This window comes from Marinobacter sp. AC-23 (assembly GCF_001858325.1).
GTDB lineage: Bacteria > Pseudomonadota > Gammaproteobacteria > Pseudomonadales > Oleiphilaceae > Marinobacter.
Map to the genome: position 1 here is coordinate 13,751 of NZ_MBPP01000003.1, position 21,245 is coordinate 34,995.

At 54.4% G+C, this 21,245-nt stretch carries 20 protein-coding genes and 2 pseudogenes; 10 read left to right on the top strand and 12 right to left on the bottom strand.

Going from position 1 to position 21,245, the window contains the following annotated elements; all coding sequences use genetic code 11:
* The first annotated feature begins 1 nt into the window (after position 1).
* A complete protein-coding gene (locus tag BCA33_RS22645) occupies positions 2-526 on the top strand; it encodes an aminopeptidase (protein WP_368087207.1) in 525 nt (174 codons plus the stop codon).
* Here the strand turns inward: BCA33_RS22645 and argA are convergent.
* From argA to coaBC, 7 genes and pseudogenes are all read right to left on the bottom strand, one after another.
* Positions 500-1,807 (bottom strand): amino-acid N-acetyltransferase, encoded by a 1,308-nt coding sequence (gene argA, locus BCA33_RS02770; protein ID WP_071263333.1) that lies wholly within the window; start codon positions 1,805-1,807, stop codon positions 500-502. The genes BCA33_RS22645 and argA overlap by 27 nt on opposite strands.
* Before the next feature lie 42 nt (positions 1,808-1,849).
* Complete coding sequence (argE, locus tag BCA33_RS02775) at positions 1,850-3,046, bottom strand: acetylornithine deacetylase (protein ID WP_071263334.1); 1,197 nt, start codon at positions 3,044-3,046, stop codon at positions 1,850-1,852.
* Between the two features lie 78 nt (positions 3,047-3,124).
* Entirely contained in the window at positions 3,125-4,324 is a 1,200-nt protein-coding gene (locus tag BCA33_RS02780) for an LSm family protein (RefSeq protein WP_254774129.1), read from the bottom strand.
* Between the two features lie 23 nt (positions 4,325-4,347).
* The gene (argB, locus tag BCA33_RS02785; protein ID WP_071263335.1) at positions 4,348-5,244 is read right to left on the bottom strand and encodes an acetylglutamate kinase; all 897 of its coding nucleotides are present in this window, start codon (positions 5,242-5,244) and stop codon (positions 4,348-4,350) included.
* A 59-nt stretch (positions 5,245-5,303) separates the two neighbouring features.
* Positions 5,304-7,955, bottom strand: a complete 2,652-nt coding sequence (locus BCA33_RS22510; protein ID WP_071263336.1) for a phosphomannomutase/phosphoglucomutase — start codon at positions 7,953-7,955, stop codon at positions 5,304-5,306.
* Positions 7,956-8,048: 93 nt separating this feature from the next.
* Complete coding sequence (dut, locus tag BCA33_RS02795) at positions 8,049-8,510, bottom strand: dUTP diphosphatase (protein WP_071263338.1); 462 nt, start codon at positions 8,508-8,510, stop codon at positions 8,049-8,051.
* 1 nt (position 8,511) lies between these two features.
* Positions 8,512-9,704: pseudogene (gene coaBC, locus BCA33_RS02800) on the bottom strand (bifunctional phosphopantothenoylcysteine decarboxylase/phosphopantothenate--cysteine ligase CoaBC).
* Between the two features lie 216 nt (positions 9,705-9,920).
* Here coaBC and radC point away from each other — a divergent pair.
* The 3 genes from radC to rpmG all read left to right on the top strand — a co-directional run bounded on the left by radC (position 9,921) and on the right by rpmG (position 11,218).
* Positions 9,921-10,595, top strand: coding sequence for a DNA repair protein RadC (gene radC / locus BCA33_RS02805; protein WP_071263339.1), 675 nt, complete (start codon positions 9,921-9,923; stop codon positions 10,593-10,595).
* A gap of 219 nt (positions 10,596-10,814) precedes the next feature.
* Positions 10,815-11,051, top strand: a complete 237-nt coding sequence (gene rpmB, locus BCA33_RS02810; RefSeq protein WP_071263340.1) for a 50S ribosomal protein L28 — start codon at positions 10,815-10,817, stop codon at positions 11,049-11,051.
* Positions 11,052-11,062: 11 nt separating this feature from the next.
* On the top strand, positions 11,063-11,218 hold the full coding sequence (gene rpmG, locus BCA33_RS02815; protein ID WP_071263342.1) for a 50S ribosomal protein L33: 156 nt from the start codon (positions 11,063-11,065) through the stop codon (positions 11,216-11,218).
* Between the two features lie 71 nt (positions 11,219-11,289).
* On the opposite strand, the gene BCA33_RS02820 is transcribed toward rpmG, so the two are convergent.
* The 3 genes from BCA33_RS02820 to BCA33_RS02830 all read right to left on the bottom strand — a co-directional run bounded on the left by BCA33_RS02820 (position 11,290) and on the right by BCA33_RS02830 (position 13,603).
* Complete coding sequence (locus BCA33_RS02820) at positions 11,290-12,150, bottom strand: endonuclease/exonuclease/phosphatase family protein (RefSeq protein WP_071263343.1); 861 nt, start codon at positions 12,148-12,150, stop codon at positions 11,290-11,292.
* Positions 12,151-12,218: 68 nt separating this feature from the next.
* Positions 12,219-12,851, bottom strand: a complete 633-nt coding sequence (locus BCA33_RS02825) for a thiol:disulfide interchange protein DsbA/DsbL (RefSeq protein ID WP_071263344.1) — start codon at positions 12,849-12,851, stop codon at positions 12,219-12,221.
* A 143-nt stretch (positions 12,852-12,994) separates the two neighbouring features.
* Entirely contained in the window at positions 12,995-13,603 is a 609-nt protein-coding gene (locus tag BCA33_RS02830; RefSeq protein ID WP_071263346.1) for a cytochrome c, read from the bottom strand.
* Positions 13,604-13,777: 174 nt separating this feature from the next.
* Here BCA33_RS02830 and yihA point away from each other — a divergent pair, with 174 nt between their 5' ends.
* Together yihA and BCA33_RS20430 are read left to right on the top strand one after the other, a co-directional pair.
* A complete protein-coding gene (gene yihA / locus BCA33_RS02835) occupies positions 13,778-14,413 on the top strand; it encodes a ribosome biogenesis GTP-binding protein YihA/YsxC (protein ID WP_071263348.1) in 636 nt (211 codons plus the stop codon).
* 97 nt (positions 14,414-14,510) lie between these two features.
* Positions 14,511-14,687: a hypothetical protein gene (locus BCA33_RS20430; RefSeq protein WP_175469684.1), complete on the top strand. Its 177-nt coding sequence runs from the start codon at positions 14,511-14,513 to the stop codon at positions 14,685-14,687.
* Here the strand turns inward: BCA33_RS20430 and BCA33_RS02840 are convergent.
* Positions 14,614-15,293 (bottom strand): annotated as a pseudogene (locus tag BCA33_RS02840) (TetR/AcrR family transcriptional regulator). The gene BCA33_RS20430 and the pseudogene BCA33_RS02840 sit on opposite strands and share 74 nt — an antisense overlap.
* A gap of 177 nt (positions 15,294-15,470) precedes the next feature.
* On the opposite strand from BCA33_RS02840, the gene BCA33_RS02845 reads away from it, so the two are divergent.
* From BCA33_RS02845 to coaD, 4 genes are all read left to right on the top strand, one after another.
* A complete protein-coding gene (locus tag BCA33_RS02845; protein ID WP_071263349.1) occupies positions 15,471-16,916 on the top strand; it encodes a coniferyl aldehyde dehydrogenase in 1,446 nt (481 codons plus the stop codon).
* A gap of 114 nt (positions 16,917-17,030) precedes the next feature.
* Positions 17,031-17,621 (top strand): hypothetical protein, encoded by a 591-nt coding sequence (locus tag BCA33_RS02850; protein WP_254774130.1) that lies wholly within the window; start codon positions 17,031-17,033, stop codon positions 17,619-17,621.
* Between the two features lie 41 nt (positions 17,622-17,662).
* On the top strand, positions 17,663-19,255 hold the full coding sequence (locus tag BCA33_RS02855; RefSeq protein ID WP_071263353.1) for a GMC family oxidoreductase: 1,593 nt from the start codon (positions 17,663-17,665) through the stop codon (positions 19,253-19,255).
* Positions 19,256-19,440: 185 nt separating this feature from the next.
* Positions 19,441-19,845, top strand: a complete 405-nt coding sequence (gene coaD, locus BCA33_RS02860) for a pantetheine-phosphate adenylyltransferase (RefSeq protein WP_254774131.1) — start codon at positions 19,441-19,443, stop codon at positions 19,843-19,845.
* A 54-nt stretch (positions 19,846-19,899) separates the two neighbouring features.
* Here coaD and BCA33_RS02865 read toward each other — a convergent pair whose 3' ends face one another.
* The gene (locus BCA33_RS02865) at positions 19,900-21,186 is read right to left on the bottom strand and encodes a DUF945 family protein (protein WP_083394615.1); all 1,287 of its coding nucleotides are present in this window, start codon (positions 21,184-21,186) and stop codon (positions 19,900-19,902) included.
* Positions 21,187-21,245: the final 59 nt, after the last annotated feature.

Sequence of the window (21,245 nt, forward strand, 5' to 3'; positions counted from 1 at the left end):
GGTGGTTTATATAAAAGGAGATACGGCCTTTAACGAGAGTTTTGCCACGGCCGTTGAACTGGAAGGCCTTAGGCTATGGCTGGCAAAGCAAGGCGATCCATCCGCCTTCCAACAGGCACTTGCCCGCCTTGAATTGCGCAACAAAACCCACGATCTGACAAAATCCGCTAGCGCTGAACTGGAACAGCTGTACCGGCAGCACAACGTGCTTTCTGAAAACAGCCTTCGTAAGCGCAAACAACGCATCTTTGACGAACTCAATAAAAGCTATAGCAGGCTGCTAAAAAGCAGCGGAGGGCGCGAAAACGGACCATTTGGAGCCGCGCCCGTGGCTTTCAACAACGCCCGTATTGCCCTGTTTTCGCAATACAATCAGTACGTGCCTGCATTTCGGCAGTTACTGAAGCAATCCCATTACGATTTTCCCGAGTTTTACCGCGCCGTGGAGGCGCTTTCCCAACAACCCGAAAAACAGCGCCGGCAAGCGCTACAAGATCTCTCAGAGCGGTTTAAAGAAAACTTTTGAGTTGCGTTGGGTGTTATAAGTAGCAAGCTTGGGGCCGGGCAATGCCTGAACGGTGCTGGGCTGGAAGCCTCGCTCCCGAAACCAGTGCTCGGTTTGTGTGGTGAGCACAAACAGCTTCTGGATACCCTGACTGCGGGCGTGCTTTTCGACCATTAAAAGAATCTCATCGCCACGACCGGCGCGGCGATAGGCCGAATCCACTGCAAAGCAGGAGAGCTCACCCGCGCCATCGTCTGGGTAGTTATGCAGCGCGGCGCAACCAACAACGGTTCCGTCACGCTCGGCAACAACAAAGTGTTCAATGTCAGTTTCCAGCATTTCCCGCGACCGCCGTACCAAAATACCCTGCTCTTCCAGCGGCTCAATTAGCCCTAGAATTCCGCCGATATCTTCTGCACGAGCCTGTCTGAGCTGTTCATAGTGATCACCGCTCACCAACGTTCCTGCGCCGTCCCGGGTAAACATTTCTTCCAGCAGCGCGCCGTCGTTTACATAACTAATAATATGCGCTCGCCTCACGCCCTTCACACAAGCATCACAGGCGGCACGCAGGAGATCTGCATCGTGCCCGGTGATGGTTCCATCTGCCAGCCGCTCAGGGGCCTGTCGGGCTGAAAGCTCACGAATCAAAGAACCATCCTGCTCAAGCAATCCCTGATCATCAATAAAGACGATCAGCTTTTCCGCCTGCAGAGCCGCCGCTACCTGGCTACCTACATCTTCATACGAGAGGTTGAAGGTGTCCCCGGTGGGCGAGTATCCCAGCGGCGGTAGCAAGACAATGTGCCCCTGCTCCAGAAGTTTCTCAATGCCCGCCACATCAATTCGCCGAACCTTGCCGGTGTAACCGAAATCGACTCCGTCCAGCACGCCAACCGGCTTCGCTGTTACGTAGTTACCACTGCTCACGCGGATGCGGGCATTGTGCATGGGCGAATTCACCAACCCCATGGACAATCGGCTTTCAAGGATCGCCCGCAAACCACCGGTCGCTTCCATAACCAGCGGCAAATGATGTTCTGGAGTGATTCGCAGGCCGCGGGCAAACGACGACTCCAAGCCTGCATTATCCATGCGGTTTTGTATTTGTGGGCGAGCGCCAAAGGCAACCACCAAACGCACACCCAGGCTGCTCAGCAGTGCGATGTCGTGGATGATATTGATAAAGTTTTCGTGCTCAATGGCGTCGCCCGGAATGGTCAACACAACCGTACGGCCGCGGTGGGCATTGATATAGGGCGATGAATGGCGAAATGAATGCAACCAGCCGTTCGATTTCAAGTGTTGTTCTCCAGTGCGTTTTTTATGCGAGAGCCAATTTACTCAGAGACAAAACTGCCGAATAAGACCCCTGAGGATTTTTACCGTGGGCTCTAGCTGAGACAGCTCTATAAATTCGTCTGGCTGGTGAGCCTGATCGATAGACCCTGGGCCTAAAACCAGGGTTTCCATGCCAAGCTTTTGCAGCCAAGGTGCCTCAGTCGCAAACGCGACCGCATGCGCTGTGTGGCCAGTAAGCGCCTCACAGGCCTGAACCAATGCGGCGTCTGCCGGCGTTTCAAATGGCGGAACGCCCTCAAACAGCGGTTCAAACTCCATGATCAGTTCACGTCGTTCAGCCAACGGCTGTATTTTGTGCAGAATATCCTGGCGCAGGTTTTCCATGCTCATTCCGGGCAACGGGCGCAGGTCGAAGTGCAGCTCGCACTTTGCGCAGATGCGGTTCGGATTATCGCCACCGTGTATGCAGCCAAGGTTAAGCGTTGGCACCTGCACGTCAAAATTCGGGTTGCTGTACTGCGCCTGCCAATCTGCACGCAAGGCCAGGAGTTCGCCAAGGGCCTCGTGCATACCCTCTAGAGCATTGCGGCCCAAGCCTGGGTCCGAAGAGTGGCCAGATTGGCCCTCAAACGTTAACCGCTCCATCATAATGCCTTTGTGCATACGCACAGGCCGGAGGCTGGTGGGCTCACCAATGACCGCATAACGGGCTTTCGGCTTGCCAGCCTCGGCTAGCGCCTTCGCTCCGTTCATGGAAGTTTCCTCATCCGCTGTGGCGAGGATAATCAAGGGCTGCTTCAGATCGGAGGCTGAAAAGGCCTTGGCAGCTTCGATTGCGAGCGGGAAAAAACCCTTCATATCGCAGGTGCCCAGACCGTACCAGCGGTTGTCCCGCTCAGTCAGGGTAAAAGGGTCGCTTTGCCAGCGTTTGTCGTCAAAAGGCACCGTGTCGGTGTGACCAGCAAGTACCAAACCGCCAGATCCGCTGCCCAGGGTAGCTATCAGGTTATACTTACCCGGCTGTTCGGGCACAGCCAAAACCTCAACCAGGAACCCCAAGGTTTCTAGCCACTCCCCAAGGGTTCGCACGACCGGCTCGTTGCTTAGGTCCCATTCAGCCGATGCACTGCTTATAGAAGGCAACGAAATCAGCTTTGTTAGCATGTCGCGCACACCCGGCACAGTGCTGGCGTTGTTTGCACTTGCTTGGCTATTAGTCTCGTCGGGGGAGTGCTGCATGGTGCCTCCTCGGCTGGCGTAAACGTTATTGTGTCTGGCCGCGGCGCCACACTTCAAACGATGTAATCGCGCGCACAGCTATCGGGTAGCTACCTCGCCTCCTGCCACGGTGCGGGCAACCTCCAGTTCCCGTTCAGAAACACCCACCAAACGGCCTTCAACAACATTGCCATTTGAAAGTGTCACCCGAACCTTGCGCCCCACCCATGTTGCTGCCTGTTCGAGATCTTCGGTGTGCCAACGGGTTACCTCTGGGTTCTCGCGGGGCACCACCGGCACAAGGGCTTCTTTTGGAGGCTCGCTGGCAATTCGCTCAACCTTCCGAAGAAAAACATCGGGAACCATGGCGCCATTATATTCCAGTGTCCAGGCCATGGAACCATCCGCATTTTCATCCTCGGAACGCACCGGAATGCCGAGTGTTTCTGAACCCAGCCGCACTGACGCGGTTATTTCTCCGCCCTCCAGCAGCCACTGCCGGTACAAGGCTAGCAACTGTTCACTGGCACGCCAACCGCGAGCTTTTAGCCCCATCTCGAAAGCCTTCAGTGTGCGCCCCGCCCATTGGGACGTTTCCACGCCAGCTTCCCTGGCACAGTAGGCTGCGACCCGGCGCATGAGGCCACCGTCTCTGAGTGTCACCGTAATGGGCTGGCTTGAGCTAGTGAGTGTCGCTTCAGGTGATAGCAGATGGACACGTGCACCCGGCCAAATCAGCTCCAGGCTGCCCGTGTTTTCCGAATTCAATTCAAGATGGATGCGATCGGGGGTCTGCCTCAGGATAAGCTCGCCGGCCAAGCGGGTAACCCCCATGCGCAACAAGTCCCCACTGCCAAGCTGCTGACGAGGATCCGGCGCGCAGGAAAACGCAAAGAGAGGCGCCTGCTCGCTATCCCTGGCTCCGTCTGCCGTTACCCAGTTGCGGAACATGGTTGCTTCAAGCACCAGCGCCAAGCCTTCTGCCTGCAGCGACCATCTGGCAGGCAGGTCGCTGGGGTCCAAAAGTGCCTTCAACAGAGCGATGGGAGAGCCGGTTTCAAATTCTGCTCGGCCGATTGCCAAAGGCTGAGTCAGTTCAAAATCTTGCCAGTAGCCTCCGGACAAAACCAGACGGCCTTCCACTCCGGAACCTATTTTGCCCCGCTCAAGTACACCACTTCCGCCAAGCACTTGACGCGCTTCTGCCATGCGCTGATCCATCAGCCACCAAACCCCGGCCTTGAATGCAGCAAAGCCAAGCAAAGTTGCCACTATCAACGTTGTGAGCAAACGCTTCATCCGGAAAATCCTCAAGCCAGCCGTCAGTTACGGGAAATCAGGGTACCAACACCCTCGTCAGTAAAGATTTCCAGAAGGCACGCGTGAGCGACTCGTCCGTCTATAATATGCGACGTTCGGACACCATTTTCCACCGCGCTCAATGCGCAGCGGATCTTTGGCAGCATACCGCCGTGAATGGTGCCGTCTTCAATCAGGTCACTCACTTGCTGCGCGGTGAGGCCAGTGAGCACTTTGCCGTCCTTACTTTTGAGACCGGATACGTTGGTCAGCAACATCAGTTTTTCGGCTTTCATGGCCTCGGCAACCTTGCCGGCAACCAGGTCTGCGTTGATATTGTAGGAGGCGCCATCCGGCCCAACGCCAATGGGCGCAATCACTGGAATCACGTTGCTGCGGGTGAGCATGTCGATCACGTCTACATTGATACTCGCCACCTCACCCACACGCCCGATATCAATAATCTCAGGGCGCTCCAGCTCCGGCGAACGATCCATCACTTCGAGCTTACGAGCGCGAATAAGGTTGGCGTCTTTCCCTGTCAAGCCTATAGCGGTGCCGCCCTGAGCATTGATCAGAGAAACAATTTCCTTGTTTACCTGGCCGCCCAGCACCATTTCCACAACGTCCATGGTTTCGGCATCGGTAACCCGCATGCCATTCACAAAGCGGGACTGAATATTAAGGCGCGCCAGCAGCTCACCAATCTGAGGACCACCACCATGGACAACAATCGGGTGAATGCCTACCAGCTTCATGAGCACGACGTCCCTGGCGAAACTGCTCTTCAGTTCCTCGTTTTCCATGGCGTTACCACCATATTTGATAACAACCGTTTTCCCGGTAAACCGTTGGATGTACGGTAATCCGCGACTAAGAACTGTTGCCACCTGCATGGCTGTTTCACGATCGAGCGTCATCTTGCTGCCTTAATAAATCAATATTGAAAATAGAGTGCCTAAAAGTAGCGGGTTCGATATCAAAAACCGGCCACAAGATCCGGTGCCACCTTCTGTAACTGAGCCCGAAAAACACCCTTAATCCGCTCCAAAGCCTCATCTGTTTCGGCCTCAAAACGCAGCACCAACATAGGTGTGGTGTTGGAGGCCCGGCACAAGCCCCAGCCATCGGTATAATCCACTCGTATGCCGTCTATAGTGCTGATATTACAGTCACCAAATTCACCTTTCTGGCTCAACTGCTCCATAATGGTGAACTTGCTGCTTTCGGTTACTTCAACGTGAAGTTCCGGCGTGCTGATATCCTCCGGAAAGTCTTCAAACACTTCGTCACTGTGGCGGTCTTCAATGCCCAGTATTTCCAGCAGCCTGGCTGCCGAATAAAGCCCATCATCAAACCCGTACCAACGCTCGGCGAAGAAGATATGGCCACTCATCTCTCCGGCCAACAGCGCCCCCGTCTCCTTCATTTTTGCTTTCATCAAGGAGTGGCCAGTTTTCCACATAACGGGTCGCCCACCCGCCTCGGAGATCACTCCCGCAAGCCGGCGGCTGCACTTCACATCGTAAAGCACATCGGCGCCAGGGTTTCGTGAAACAACATCCCGGGCAAATAGCATCAGCAGACGATCCGGCCAGATAATCTTGCCAGTGTTGGTCACCAAGCCAAGCCGATCGCCGTCGCCATCAAAGGCCACGCCAAGATCTGCGCCTTCTGCTTTAACCCTCGCAATCAAATCGGCCAGATTAGCGGGATTGCCCGGATCGGGGTGATGGTTCGGGAAGTCGCCATCAACCTCGCAGTACAACGGAATCACTTCGCAGCCCAGCTCTTCTATCAGCATGGGACCCAGCTCACCTGCAATGCCGTTGCCGGCATCTACCACTACCTTCAGTGGCGCTGCGACGGCAATATCACCCACAATCCGATCAAGATACGCTCTACGTACATCTTCAGAAGACTGTGTGCCACGGCCAGCCGCGAGATTACCGGTTTGCACCCGCTGGTATAGCGCCTGGATGGCTTCGCCAGAGAGGGTTTCACCGCCCAGCATGATCTTGAGGCCATTATAGTTAGCCGGGTTATGGCTTCCGGTGACCATAACGCCCGATCCGTTCTCAAGATGATGGGTCGCGAAATACAGTACTGGCGTTGGCACCGCACCCACATGAACGACATTGCAGCCCGCCGCCATCACGCCCCGCGCGAGAGCATCTGCTAATTCAGGGCTTGAGTGGCGTCCGTCGTAGCCAATGCATAGAGATGCCAGCCCGCGACTTATTGCTTCTGACCCAATGGCTGCGCCAATCCTTTCGACAATAGGCGACGAAAGGGTCTCGCCAACGATGCCCCGGATATCATAAGCCCGGAAAATATCTGGTGAAATCCCTACAGCCAACTCATCCATGTCATCAACCCCCGGCATCTCTCCGCCGGCAAAGAACGAGCTGTCATTGTTGCCACTGCCAAAGCCCAAAACATCTTCGTCACCGTCTAACATGTCTATGTCGGGTAATTCCTTGTCTTGAAACAATGGCTCTGCATCACCCGATTCAATAGGCTTTGCATTCTTCCCGGGTTTTGGCTTTGCATTTTCTGCAGTTCGGGCCAAGCGCTTATCCACCACCTGAGAAAGCCTGTAAAGCACCTCCGCAGCAGAGGCCACCATGTCCCACTGGAACGCTGGTAGTTTCTGTCGTTCACCGCCAAACACCTTATGCGCCCACTGAATCAGGTTAGCCACCTCATGACGCAAGCTTTTCTGGGCGCGGGTTAGCAATGCCCACACCAATATGGCCGCTAGCAGGGAGGGCACACCAATCAATAGTGCAATCAGTAAAATATTGATTGGGGGCCCTGGCAAAACGCCAGGTTTATAGGCGAGGGCCCAGTCCGGGTTGGCGAGGGCGCGGGTTTCTATCGCGCTTACGTTCGCTCCCGTACCGCCATTACTGACAAACGTCCGGGATGCTCCGGAGACGGTTTGTACCAACGCGAGCTCGCCGGAAAGCCGAGTATTTACCACAGAGAGAAGCGGCTTCAGAAATGACGCATCAAAGACCACCAGAAGACTGCCCACAACGGCTTTACTGGCGGGATTTCGCACCGGAGATGCCATCTGCATATACCAGCGGCTTTCCCGGGGAAAGGCATCCGGGTGCAGGGGCTGACTGCTTTCCGCACGGCGCACCAGCTCAAGCCCCGCAAACCCAAGCAGAGCGTTTCCGTTTCCGGTTCGTGGAATCTGGCGATAGGGAAACAGGAACGCCGCCTGAATACCGGGCAAAGCAGTCGCCAAGCTCTGTTCAACGGCACCGGTATCGGCACGCTCCATCAATGCATCAACAACATGGGGCTGGGTTGCCAGACCGTTCACGCTCTGCTGCATCAGCGCAAGGTACTGGTTTATGCGCTGAGCAGCCGCATCGGCCTCAACGGATATCCAGACACTCGTGCGCTTTTCAGCAGCTGGCTGCAAAACCAGAAACTGCACCAGAGCAATAGCAGCCAATCCGGCTACCAAAATCACCAGAGCCTGTCTTAACGCCGTCGAGCCAAGCTGCTTCAGCTTTAAGCCTGCGGAAGTACGGGGTTTCGTTTTATTTTCAGCCTTACCAGACTGCTGCTCCTCGACCGGCGTCTCGGGAGCTTTCTTTTTACCCAGCTTCATAGTTCACCCTGCAATTATCTTTTTTGTTCTATACAAGTACATATCGGCAAAGTATAGACGCCGCCTCAGGTTTCTGCGTTAAAGGTCTGATGATTATCGAGTGCCTGTAGAGCCAAAGCCGCCTTCGCCCCGACTACTTGCATCAAAATCGGAAACCACCTCAAAATCTGCCTGAACCACGGGCACCAGCACCAACTGAGCTATTCGCTCCCCCACTTCCATGGTGAAAGCGGTTTTGCCTCGGTTCCAGCACGACACCATCAACTCGCCTTGGTAGTCAGAATCGATCAGCCCGACTAAATTACCCAGCACAATACCGTGCTTGTGACCCAGCCCACTTCTAGGCAGGATCATGGCTGCCAGTGACGGATCAGCGATGTGTATGGATAACCCGGTACGGATCAGTTGCGTCTCCCCTGGCTCCAGAGTCAAGGGCTCATCAAGGCAAGCTCGCAAGTCCAGGCCAGCAGAGCCTTCAGTCGCGTATTCGGGAAAAGCGATCTGGCTACCAATCCGGTCATCAAGAATGCGTACCTGTAGTTTTTTACTGCTCATGTTATCCCTGCTTCAGGTGGTTACCAATTAACGTTACGAGGCGTTCCGCAATAATTTGCTTGCTGTCCGGCCCTATAGTTTCCTGCCCATCCGCCCAGAATACCGTGACAGCGTTATTGTCACTATTGAATCCCAAACCAGGAGCAGACACGTCGTTGGCAACAATCATACGTAAGTTTTTGCGCTGCATTTTGTCTTTGGCGTAGTGGGCAACGTCTGAGGTTTCCGCTGCGAAGCCCACGGTAAAAGGGGCGTCCGAGCGCCCGGCAATGGTCGCTAACGTATCCGGGTTGCGCACCAGCGGCAGCGACATGACTTCACTGGATTTCTTTATTTTGTTGCTGGCACAGTTCTCTGGCCGGTAGTCTGCTACTGCGGCGGTCGCCACAAACAGATCACAACCTTCATCAACGGCTTGCGAGGATGCTTTTAGCATATCGGCGGCACTCACAACATTGCGAATGTCGATTCCGGCGGGAGCCGCCAAAGTGACAGGCCCGCTAACCAGAACAACCGTGGCACCCGCATTTCTGGCTGCAACCGCCAACGCGTAGCCCATCTTGCCAGAGCTGTGGTTACTGATGTAACGCACCGGTCTATAGGCTCGCGGGTTGGGCCGGCCGTAATCACCACACGCTTGCCTGCAAGCCCTCCAGAGCTCACCCCCTCTAACATCCTCGCGATCACTGCGGGTTCAAGCATGCGCCCAGGCCCGTTATCGCCACAGGCCTGCTCGCCCTGATCCGGGCCCCAGAGTGTTATCTGAGGATCTTCGCCCAAAAGGCGAATGTTGCGCTGCGTGCGCAGGTTGTTCCACATCGCCTGGTTCATAGCCGGCGCTACAGCAATTGAGGCCTCTGTTGCGCAACATACGGTTGTTAGCAAGTCATCAGCCATGCCCTGAGCAAGCCGCGCAATAAAATCGGCAGAAGCAGGAGCGACCACCACTTGGTCGGCCCACTTCGCCAGCTCTATATGCCCCATGCCAGCTTCCGCTTCGGGGTCCAGCAGCGAGGTACGAACCGGTTCGCCACTGAGCGCTTGGAAGGTAAGGGGCGTCACGAAAGCTTCTGCGCCACGGGTCATAACAACCCTTACCTCGTGGCCAGATTTTTTCAGCAGGCGTACAAGTTCGGCACTTTTATAGGCTGCAATACCGCCAGTTACACCCAGCAGGATCTTTCTCACCGCCATGAAGGCTCCGTATCCACTAAAAAGAAAGGCTTATAAGATAACATGCTCTGGCCACCCCGGCAGCCTGCATCACACCGCGTTTTACTGTTTGTTACGTTTTTGAAGTAACCTAGGAGTACCTTGAGCGTGGACAGCTCCAATTTATCACAATCCCCACACTCGCCACTTGGATGCAGGACGCATTCTGTTCATAAAATGATACGCAAGGAAGCTAACATGACCGACTCTACCTGGCCCATGGACGAACGCCCCCGGGAACGACTGCTTGCGCACGGGCCAGAAAGCCTCTCTGACGCAGAACTGCTCGCCATTTTTCTCCGTACCGGCACCGCCGGCATGCCGGTCATGAAGCTCTCACGCTTTTTGCTCCAGGAATTTTCCGGGTTGCGCGGGCTCCTTACCGCTTCCCGCAGGCAATTCTGCGAAGTAAAAGGATTAGGGCCCGCAAAATATACGCAGGTTCAGGCTGCCATGGAAATGGCCCGGAGAGTCATGGACGAACCCCTGCGCCAAGGTGACCCGCTACGCTCACCAGAAGACACCCGGCGCTTCCTCACCAGCCGCCTGGGCACCTATCCCCACGAAGTGTTTGCAGGGCTGTTCCTGGACAATCGTCATCGAGTTATCCAGTACCGGGAACTGTTCAGGGGCACCATAGACGGCGCCGCCGTATATCCCAGAGAGGTGGTTCGCCAGGCATTGGAAGATAATGCCGCCGCTGTTATTTTTGCCCACAATCACCCTTCTGGCGTGGCAGAACCCAGCCAGGCTGACATTTCCTTGACCAAAAGATTAAAAGAAGCACTTGGTTTAGTGGATATTAGGGTTCTTGACCATATGGTAATTGGCCATGGTGAGGTAATATCCCTCGCGGAACGTGGATTGATGTGAGCCGTCATAATGAAAGATGCACAGAAATTGGCCAAATTCCCAACAATTTTTTGCGTTGGGGCGCTGGTTCTGGTATAAAAGCGTCCCTTTCTGGCGGCGTCTGGCGAGCAGCGTTTAGTTTAGCGGCGCAAACAGGGGCGTAGTCGCTCCTCGGCAACCAGAGACGCACTAAAATCGATTTTGTATTTATTAAGACCATTGCTCAGGTCGGAGGCAAGTATGTCCAGAGTTTGTCAGGTAACCGGTAAACGTCCGGTTTCCGGTAACAATGTTTCTCACGCGATGAACCACACCCGTCGTCGCTTTCTGCCCAACCTGCAAAGCAAGCGCTTTTGGGTTGAGTCTGAAAAGCGTTTCGTAAGGCTGCGCACGTCTACCAAAGGCATGCGCATCATCGATAAAAATGGTATTGACGCTGTATTGGCCGATCTTCGCGCCCGCGGCGAGAAAGTTTAAGGAGCCGCATCATGCGCGAAAAAATTAAGCTGGTATCTTCAGCAGGCACGGGTCACTTCTACACGACCATGAAGAACAAACGTAACACTCCGGAAAAAATCGAGATCAAAAAGTATGATCCGGTTGTCCGTAAGCACGTTGCGTACAAGGAAGCCAAGATCAAGTAATTCCTGATCCGGCATCCACAAAAAAACCCGGCAGATCGTCGGGTTTTTTGTGGATGCTTATTGTGGGTGCTTCAGAACTTTTCCAGATACCCATCCGGCAAAGCTATATCCATAGCAATCGGTAAGTGATCTGACATGGGATAGCTCACCACCTCTGAGCGACTAACCTTAAGGCTTGGACTTACCAAAATATGATCCAACGCTTTTTCAGGTCGCCAGCTGGGAAAGCTGTGAGCTGTGTCTGGCAAAGGCACCAAATTCGTGTTTTTTAGCGGCGTACGAGTCAGTAACTCCTCAGCGTGATTATTCATATCACCCATCAGAACCACGTGCCGATACTTGGAAATCAACTCGCTGATAAAACCAAGCTGGCGTTGCTGCGCCGACTTACTCAAAGACAAGTGCATCAGCACCAGCACCAGAGGGTCTTCTTCCGTACCATAACGGGCAACTATGGCCCCCCGCCCCGGAATCAGCCCGGGCAATTTGTACTCTTTCACATCGAGTGGCCGAAAACGGCTGAGCAAACCATTGCTGTGCTGAGCAATCTGACCCAAATTACGGTTTAGCTGCTGATGCCAATAAGGAATACCCGCTGCCTCAGCAAGGTACTGAACCTGATTAATATGCCCGCTGCGCAGGCTTCCACCATCACACTCCTGCAGCGCAACGACGTCATAGTTGCTGAGCAACGAGGCGATGCGATCCAGGTTCTGAATGCGATTACGATGGGGAAGGAAATGCTGCCAGCTTCTGGTCAAGTAGTGGCGATAGGATGAGGTACTAATACCCACCTGTATATTGAAGGTCAGCAGCCGGAGATGACGCAGGGGCTCAAATGCTGGCACGTGCTCCAGGCCCGAGTTCGAGCCTTTCGACTCGTCCCGGGCACTTGTAAAACCGTCTAGCTGCTTTCTGAAGCGTTTATACATAGTAACTCTGCAGTCCTGCCCGGCAGGATAAGCCCGCCAGTGAACATTCCGCCCCAAGCAATGGCCTATTACTTTGCAGCGCGCTCTTTTTCTACCAGATAATCCACAACTTCAAGCGTAGACTCAAGGCTGCCAGCCATGGAGGCGCTGGTTGTGTACTTGCCGTTTATAAGCATAGTCGGTGTACCGGTAACGCGCGCGCCCCGAATTTTTGACTGCGCCTGCTGCATGCGCGCATTCACGCCAAAACCATTGTAGTTATTAAGAAACTCATCATGGTCAACATCATGCTCGGCAACGAAATCTGCTAAGGACTCACCGTCATTGAGTGGCCGACGCTGGCCCGCTAGAGCCTCGAACAGCGCATCGTGCACTTTATCCAGCGAGTTCATGGCTTCAAGCGCATAAAAGGCCCGTGCGTGCGGCTCCCAGGACCTGCCCAGAGCGGCCGGGATACGCACATAGTTTACGTCATCCGGAGCATTGGCTTCCCAGTTTTCGGCAAGCGGCTTGAAGTTGTAGCAATGCGGGCAGCCGTACCAGAACACTTCTGCCACCTCGATGCCTGAACTACTGTCTGTGCGCACCGGGGTGTCCAGCTTTTTATAATGCGTTCCTTCCTTCCAGTCAGCTGCATTGGCCTGACCAAATACAGCCAGGGCCGCCAACAAAAAGCCAACCGTTCTGAGTGCTCGAAACATGAGGTATCTCCAAATTTTATAAATGTCGTTATAAGAGAATTATGACCCGCCGAACCTGAAAAGTTCCACGGTTCGCGTATTACATAACCGAAAGACAAAAAACCCCGCAATAAGCGGGGTTTTTCAAGTGCCAAATGTCCGGTTCAGTTCAAACCAGAAATGTAGCTGGCTACCGCCTCAATTTCTGCATCGGTTAGCCTGGACGCAACGTCCATCATGATGGCCGCATTAGAGCCGTTGGCTCGAGTGCCGTCACGGTATGCTTGTAATTGCTTGGCCAGATACTCGGCGTTCTGCCCCCCAAGATGCGGGTAACCAGCAGGCTCATTACCTTTACCCTGCGGGTTATGACAGGCAGCACAGGCCGGAACGCCCGAGGCCATATTACCGCCCCGATATACCGCAGCCCCCTTCTCTACCAACTCGGGGTCCGCCTGGCTTACGACCATATCCTGTTTGGCAAAATACGCAGCCAGATCCTGAAGATCCTGGTCGGATTTACCATCAAGCTGGCCGGTCATTTCCGGTATAGAGCGTGCATTTTCCTGAATGGCCACCAACTGGTCATACAAGTATCTTTCACCTAGCCCGGAAAGCTTAGGGTAGGCCCCCATAATCGGCTTTGCCCCACCTTCTCCATGACACGCCTGGCAGGCTGCCGCACTCTGCTTGCCCGCTTCAGGATCACCTGCTCCATGCGCCATAGCTGTAAGGCCAACGCCGAAAACAAACCCTGCGATCAGTTTCTTCATGCTCGCTCCGCCTCTCTCATCTCGAAAATATTCTTAGTTTGCAGCCGGCAGGCGCTGTTCAGTCAGGCTCAAAAACCAAGGCTGACAGCGGTTACGCCAAGCGTACCGCCCGGAATTGGTGTAGCATTATACATTAATCCCTGATAACTGAAATCCAAAGGAAAGCCAACCGCTGTGGACTCTGACCTGACTCAAAAAAGCATCTCCTTTAACAGCGCTCGCTTCCTGGTCAGCGCGCCCCGACTGGAAGACTGCCCGACAGACATAGGCGCTGAAGTGGCCTTCGCCGGGCGCTCAAACGCGGGAAAGTCCAGTGCCATGAATGCAATCACCGCAATTGGCAAGCTGGCCCGCACCAGTAAAACGCCCGGACGCACGCGCCTGATCAACTTTTTTTCCCTGAACCGTGAGCATACCCGGCTTGTGGATCTGCCTGGGTATGGCTACGCCAAAGTATCCAGGGACATGAAGGATGACTGGCAGAAGCATCTCGGACAGTACCTGAACAACCGCCAGTGCCTGCGCGGCCTGGTTCTGGTGATGGATATTCGTCACCCACTCACTGAATTCGATCAAATGATGGTGGAATGGTGCGAACATAACAAGCTGCCGTTGATGATTCTGGCCACGAAAGCGGACAAACTGAAATTCGGGCAAGCGAAAAACACCATGCTGGAGATCACCCGAAAGCTTGAGGCGTTTACCTGTGTTGAGCACTTGGTTATGTTCTCGTCAACGTCCAAGCGCGGCGTTGATGAATGCCGGGCCGCACTGACAGATTGGCTGGAAGGCTCTACAGAAAATCTGTAACGGCATAGAAAAAACCGGCCTGTAAAAAATCAGGCCGGTAAAACGTCAGGGGTTACGACGTGTTAAAACCTGAGAACTCACTCAGGAGGCACCGGAAATGTCCGATTTTCCAGCACCAACCACTGTGACCTTCCCAACGGGTAAAGGTTCCAGGCCTATTCGGCTTCACGCTATTTTTTCTATCGATGCTTGCGGCGCACTCAGTCTGCTGAGGCTTCGCACCCCCCGTCTTGCTCTGGCATGGTTGGTCGATATTGCTCTCGCAGCTCCATAACCTGTTCACGGTACGCCTGCGTAAGATAGGGAATCTCCAACGTCAGCACCTGATAAATGCCCTGTTTCAGCTCCAGGAGGGTTAGGCTGGCGGAGGCTTGGCCGCATGGGCCGTTTTCAGAAACGCCATCCAGTTGGTGATCACCAACCAAACGTTCAGCGACATGGCCGACCGAAGAATTTCAGATTGAGGCTCTAAAATACCGCCATCTGCCAACTTCTCGAAAATACGACTTATGGCCGCGAGACACCGGTTGGTGAATTCCCGATAGTCATTACGTAAGCGTTGATCTCTATCTAACAGATATTCCAGGTCCCGATGAAAAAACCGGTAACTCCATAAGCCATCAAACACCGACTCCAGGTAAAACGTCATATCAGACAGGGTGAGGGGCCGGTTTTCTGGAATATCCAGATAGAAATCCACCAGCTTTTCGTATTCCTGAAATATCTCGTAAATAATGTCGGACTTGTTTCGAAAATGGTAATAGAGATTGCCCGGCGAAATCGCCAGGTGCGCAGCAATATGGTTGGTTGTTACGTTTCGCTCGCCCTGCTCATTAAATAGCTCCAGGCTCGACAACAGTATTTTGTCTCTGGTTTTCATAAGCTCATCGGTGTTTGTTGTTTTACAGCTCACAGATGGCCTGATTCGCCATTGGGCCCGCTTGACTCCCTAGAGTATATACTCTAATAATACCTTCAAGTGCAAATTGAGCGTTTTTTCGCCAACACAAAACATCAGGTTGCCGCCGCACAAAGGCGGCGCCACAAGGAGGACACCATGGGTGCCAGCGCTGTTCAGACCACTGAGAGCAAAAAACACATTCAGCATACCCACCGGGTGTTCGAGGCTCAGAAAACGGCGTTTCACACGAACCCGGCGCCGTCGCTGACCGAACGCCGGGAAAACCTGAAGCGCCTCAAGCAGGCACTACTGTCATACCAGGATCGCATTCTGGAGGCCATTGACCGGGATTTTTCATGCCGCTCGCGGGATGAATCCCTGATTGCAGAGGTCATGCCTTCAATTCAGGGCATCAATTACACCCTGAAAAATCTTGGAGGGTGGATGAAGCCCTCCCGCCGGCACGTATCCATCTTGTTCCAGCCCGCCAGCAACAAGGTTTGTTACCAGCCAAAAGGCGTTGTGGGCGTGATCGTGCCCTGGAACTACCCGCTTTATCTGGCCGTTGGGCCTCTGGTCGCCTCGCTTGCAGCGGGTAACCGCACCATGATCAAAATGTCGGAGTTTACGCCTCATACATCAGCTCTGTTCAAAGAGCTTATCGAGGACACTTTCCCGGAAGATCTGGTGTCAGTCATCAATGGCGAAGCCGATGTGGCCGCCGACTTCTCCGCGCGGCCTTTTGATCACATGTTGTTCACCGGTTCCACCTCCGTGGGCAAACTGGTGATGCGGGCAGCCTCAGAGCACCTGACACCGGTTACCCTGGAGCTGGGTGGTAAATCACCCGCCATCGTTTCGCCGGATGTGCCTCTGGAGGACGCGGCCCAGCGCATTGCGTTCGGCAAAGCGTTTAACGCTGGCCAAACCTGCGTTGCACCAGATTACGTACTTTGCCCAGTTGATCGCACTCAGGCCTTCGTAGATGAGTTCCGTGCGCAATTCTCAAAGATGTACCCGTCGCTGCGGGACAACGACGACTACACAGCGATTATCAATGAGCGTCAGTACAACCGCCTAAAAGGCTATCTGGAAGATGCCAGGGCCAAGGGCGCCGAACTGATCGAGCTCAATCCGGCTCAGGAAAACCTGGGAGACGGGACCTATAAAATCCCAATTACCCTGGTGCTGAAAAGCACACCCGACATGAAGCTCATGCAGGATGAGATCTTCGGACCCATTCTACCGATCGTGAGCTATGGCAACCTCAGTGAAGCAATCCAGTATGTGAACGATCGCCCGCGCCCGCTGGCGCTGTACTTTTTCGGTTACGACCGCACCGAACAACAGCAGGTGATCGACAATACCCTTTCAGGAGGCATGTGCATCAACGATGCATTGATGCACGTGGCTCAGGACGACTTGCCTTTCGGCGGCATAGGCGATTCCGGCATGGGCCACTACCATGGCAAAGAAGGCTTCCTGACCTTCTCGCACCAGCGTGCTATTTTTGCCAAACAGAAGTTCAACAGCGGCAAATTCGCCTATCCTCCGTACGGGACAGCTGCACACAAGATGATCTACAAGCTTTTTATTCGCTGAGCTTCCTGCGTTGCAACCGGGGCCTTCGTGCCCCGGTGATTACCAAATACAAAATAAGAGCGAGCCGATTATGACCAACCCCATCCCCCAACCCAAGAGCTGGATTCTGTACACTTGAACCGGCGCAGCTTCCTTCGCACCGGACTGGGCGGCGCCTTGTTTTTGGGCACGGTGAGTGTAACCGCCGGCCTCAGCGGCTGTGCAACCACTCCGACCGGCCGGCTTGGTGCCGTTGAAACGCGGATGGACGCTCGTTACCAGTTCCAGTTTCTGACAGCTGATGACATAGATCTGTTTGAAGCCCTGCTCCCGGCCATCCTCGGCTCCGCAATTCCGGAGCAGCCCCAACATAGGCGCATGGCTATTGCCGGCACGGTCGAACGCATTGATGCAGGCATTCACAAATTTGGGCCAGCCAATCAAAAAGAGCTCCGACAGCTTTTTGACTTGCTTAACTTCGGTTTCACCCGGATCACCATCGCACGAGTTTGGTCACCTTGGCCAAATGTCACCACAAAGCAGGCCAATGCGTTTCTCGATCGCTGGCGATCAAGCAGTATCGGGCTGTTCAATAACGGCTACATGGCCCTCACCAAAATCAGCAACGTGGCATTTTACGGGTACCCGGAAAACTGGCACCTTTCGGGTTATCCCGGGCCGCCTGAGTGGGCCGTTAAAGCCCTGCCACAATTTCGCAACGCCTGATTATCAGCCTGCTGCTATAGCTTAAACACGGAGCTACCATCATGTCTCTCACCGACCGAATTGCTCAGGGTCTGGAATCCGGCTGGAAAGTCACCGACGGCGCCACTCTTACTGAAAACCAGACCGCAGAAGCCGATGTCGTTATTGTCGGCACCGGCGCTGGTGGCGGCACAACGGCCGAAATTCTCGCTAAAAGCGGCCTCTCCGTTATTCTGGTAGAAGAAGGCCGTCTGTATTACCAGAAAGACTTTAAAATGGACGAGCTCACGTCCTACGCAAACCTCTACCAAGAAGGCATGAGCCGAGTGACCAAAGACGGCGCCATTTCGATTTTGCAGGGACGCTGTGTGGGCGGCTCAACAACGGTCAACTGGACGAGCAGCTTCCGTACTCCGGATGCAACGCTCAATTATTGGGCCAAACAGTTTGGCCTGGACGCGCTGAGCCCGGAAGCCATGGCCCCTTGGTTTGAGGGCCGTGAAACCCGTCACTCTGTATCTCCCTGGCGGGTGGATCCCAACCTTAACAACGACGTACTACGTCAGGGTTGCGAGAAGCTTGGCTTTAGCTGGCAGGTTATCCCGCGCAACGTCAAAGGCTGCTGGAACCTTGGTTACTGTGGCGTAGGCTGCCCTACCAATGCGAAGCAGGGCGCACTGACAACCACTATTCCTGGTGCGCTTGACCATAACGCCCGCATGTACCACGGGCTGCGCGCGGACCGCCTGGTGATGAAGCAGGGCCGAATTGACGCCCTGCAGGCCACCGCTATGGCCAGCGACGGCATCACACCTACCAACATTACGGTAACACTGAAAGCCAGGCACTTTGTGGTTGCCGCAAGCGCCATAGGTTCGCCCGGTCTGCTGCTGAGATCTGATCTGCCCGACCCCTATGAGCGGGTTGGCAAGCGGTCATTTATTCACCCGGTCAACGCCAGTGTTGCGCAAATGCCAGAGCGGGTGGATCCCTTTTACGGTGCACCACAGTCCATCTACTCTGACGAATTCAATTTTCGCAATGGCGTAGACGGAGAAGCGGGTTATAAGCTGGAGGTGCCACCACTGCACCCGGCGATGTCGGCAGGTGTTGTCCCGGGCCATGGGGATCAACAAGCTAAAAACCTGGCCGGCTTACCCTGGATGCAATCAGTGATCGCGCTAATGCGGGACGGTTTTCACAAGGACAGCCCTGGGGGCACGGTATCCCTGCGTGACGATGGTAGCCCGATGTTAGATTACCCGGTCACCGATTATCTGTGGAAGGGCCTTCGCAGAGCCTTCTACACCATGGCTGAAATCCAGTTTGCCGCTGGTGCGGACCGAGTTCGCCTGATGCACCTGGATTCTGACTGGTATTCCAGTTGGGCCGATGCCAAAGCCGCGATCGATGGCTTTTCCATGGAGCCTCACAGGGTTCGCCTGTTCACCGCACACCAAATGGGCGGCTGCGCTATGGGAAGCAACCCGGAGGAATCGGTGGTCAACGGTTTTGGCGAGCATCATCACGTGAGCAATCTCAGCGTACACGACGCGTCGATTTTCCCGACCAGCATCGGCGCCAACCCGCAGTTGTCGGTTTATGCGTTGGCTGCGCGAAACAGCGTTCGACTGGCCCAACGACTGAAAGCATGACACGCCCGGCGGGCAGCTATCGGCGCGCCAGCGCCGGGCTCTCGGTCGGGCCTACAGAAACCGCTGGAATGCTGATATTCTGGGCGCCTGTTTAAAAAGGAGCTGTGCATGCCTAAAGTCATTTACCCGGCACCTTTGACCCAATCACCAACGGCCACACCGATCTTATTGAGCGGGCGAGCCGCATGTTTGATGAGGTTGTTGTTGCCGTGGCCTACAACTCAAAGAAAAAGCCATTACTGAATATAGAGGAGCGCTGCGAGTTGGTTCGGCAAGCAACGGCTCATATTCCAAACGTTAGCGTGACCGGCTTCAGCTACCTGCTCGCGGATTTTGTGCGTGACCAAGGCGCTACAGTGATTCTCCGTGGCCTGCGGGCCGTTTCCGATTTCGAGTATGAGTTTCAGCTTGCAGATATGAACCGCCGTTTGGCACCGGAGCTGGAAAGTGTGTTTCTAACACCTTCCAATCATCTCTCATACATTTCCTCGAGCCTTATCCGGGAAATTGCCTCCTTGGGAGGCGATGTGTCAGAGTTTGTTGACCCGGTTGTAGAAGCGGCGCTGAAAGAAAAGTTCAGTAAAGCCTGAACTGCCTCCAAATAAAAAACGCCCCGGTTGGGGCGTTTTTTATCTTGCAAAGTTTTATAACAAGGGCGGCAGTGGGATTTCCTGACCGTTCACGTCAACGACCATGTCGTTGAGCTTGGCTGCCAGTACTAGCCGGTCTCCCTTGGGCACCAGTAAACCCTGTTTGATCAATGGCGCGAGCTGCATACGCACAAGGGGATAATCTTCCACCAGCACTGTGGGTATACTCAAATTCATTTCACCGGTTAACTGCTGCATGATCATCAACATTTCTGCTTTCTGATCCTCCGAAAGCTCTGGGTGTTTAATTACAGCATTTCCCGTTACTTCTCCTTCAGGCGTATCCAGAGCCAACTCCGGAAACCCGATCGAGAACCCTGCCGCGGCAAGATCACGCATGGCGGTATTAACCTGCTGCATAGCTGCCATCTGCTGCTCAAATGCCTCACGGCCACCGGCATTTTGTGCCAGCATCATGCCTTGGAGCTCTGCCATGCTGGTTGTGAGCAAGCTCCAGCTCGCAACATCAAGGTTTTCCAGCGCAAACACCAGCTTATGCGGCCCATAAACCTCGTCTTCAACACGAACCTGTCTCGCCTCAAGGGATATCTTTGAGTTCAGGCGTTCCCCGTCGTCACTTGCTTCTGTACTGCTCCGTGCCGCCAAATCTTCGAGTGTTATCGGGGGTGCATCGGGAGACATTAACGCAACAGAAGCAACCCCTGCCTCCATGGTTCCTGTCCAGACATCGCCACTCAGATGAGCCATACTCTGCTCAGCACGAAAGTCATTGATGCGCACGGTCATGTCAGGCCCTGAAAGGCTCAGCTGCGGCCAGACTATCAATGCTTCCGCCTGGGTACCTGCGTTACTGATTTCGACCCGAGCAACGCCACCACTGGTTCTGAGCGACTCACCGCTTTCAGGGTTATCAATGGCTATGGCCGGCGCTTCCAGCTCAATCACGGCCGTGCCCCAAAGGCGTGTTTCCAGAGTCAGCCTTGGCCGCTCCTGAAACCAATCACTGCCCTCAGGTGCCCAGCCACCAACCGGCTCAAACTCCAAAAAGCTGCCGGCAACCCCATGAGTCACATTGGCGCGGTACTCAATCTGGTGAGTGTCACCATCTTCAGGGTTGAACAACGTGACAGTGCCGTCCAATTCCGAGCCAAAAAAGCCTCGACGGTAATCTTCTGTTTGCATGTGCACAAACGGCTGCGACTGGTTTAGTTCACGAGTAACCTGTTGCCACTGCTGCTCTGTTACGTACCCCACAGCCCAAGGCATTGCGCCGGCGACAACCAGTACACCAGCACTAACAATTATCCATTTTGCTTTCAAAAACTCTCTCCGTCTGAAAATATCAGGATTTGCCGGTCAGGCGCTCCAACAGAACCAAC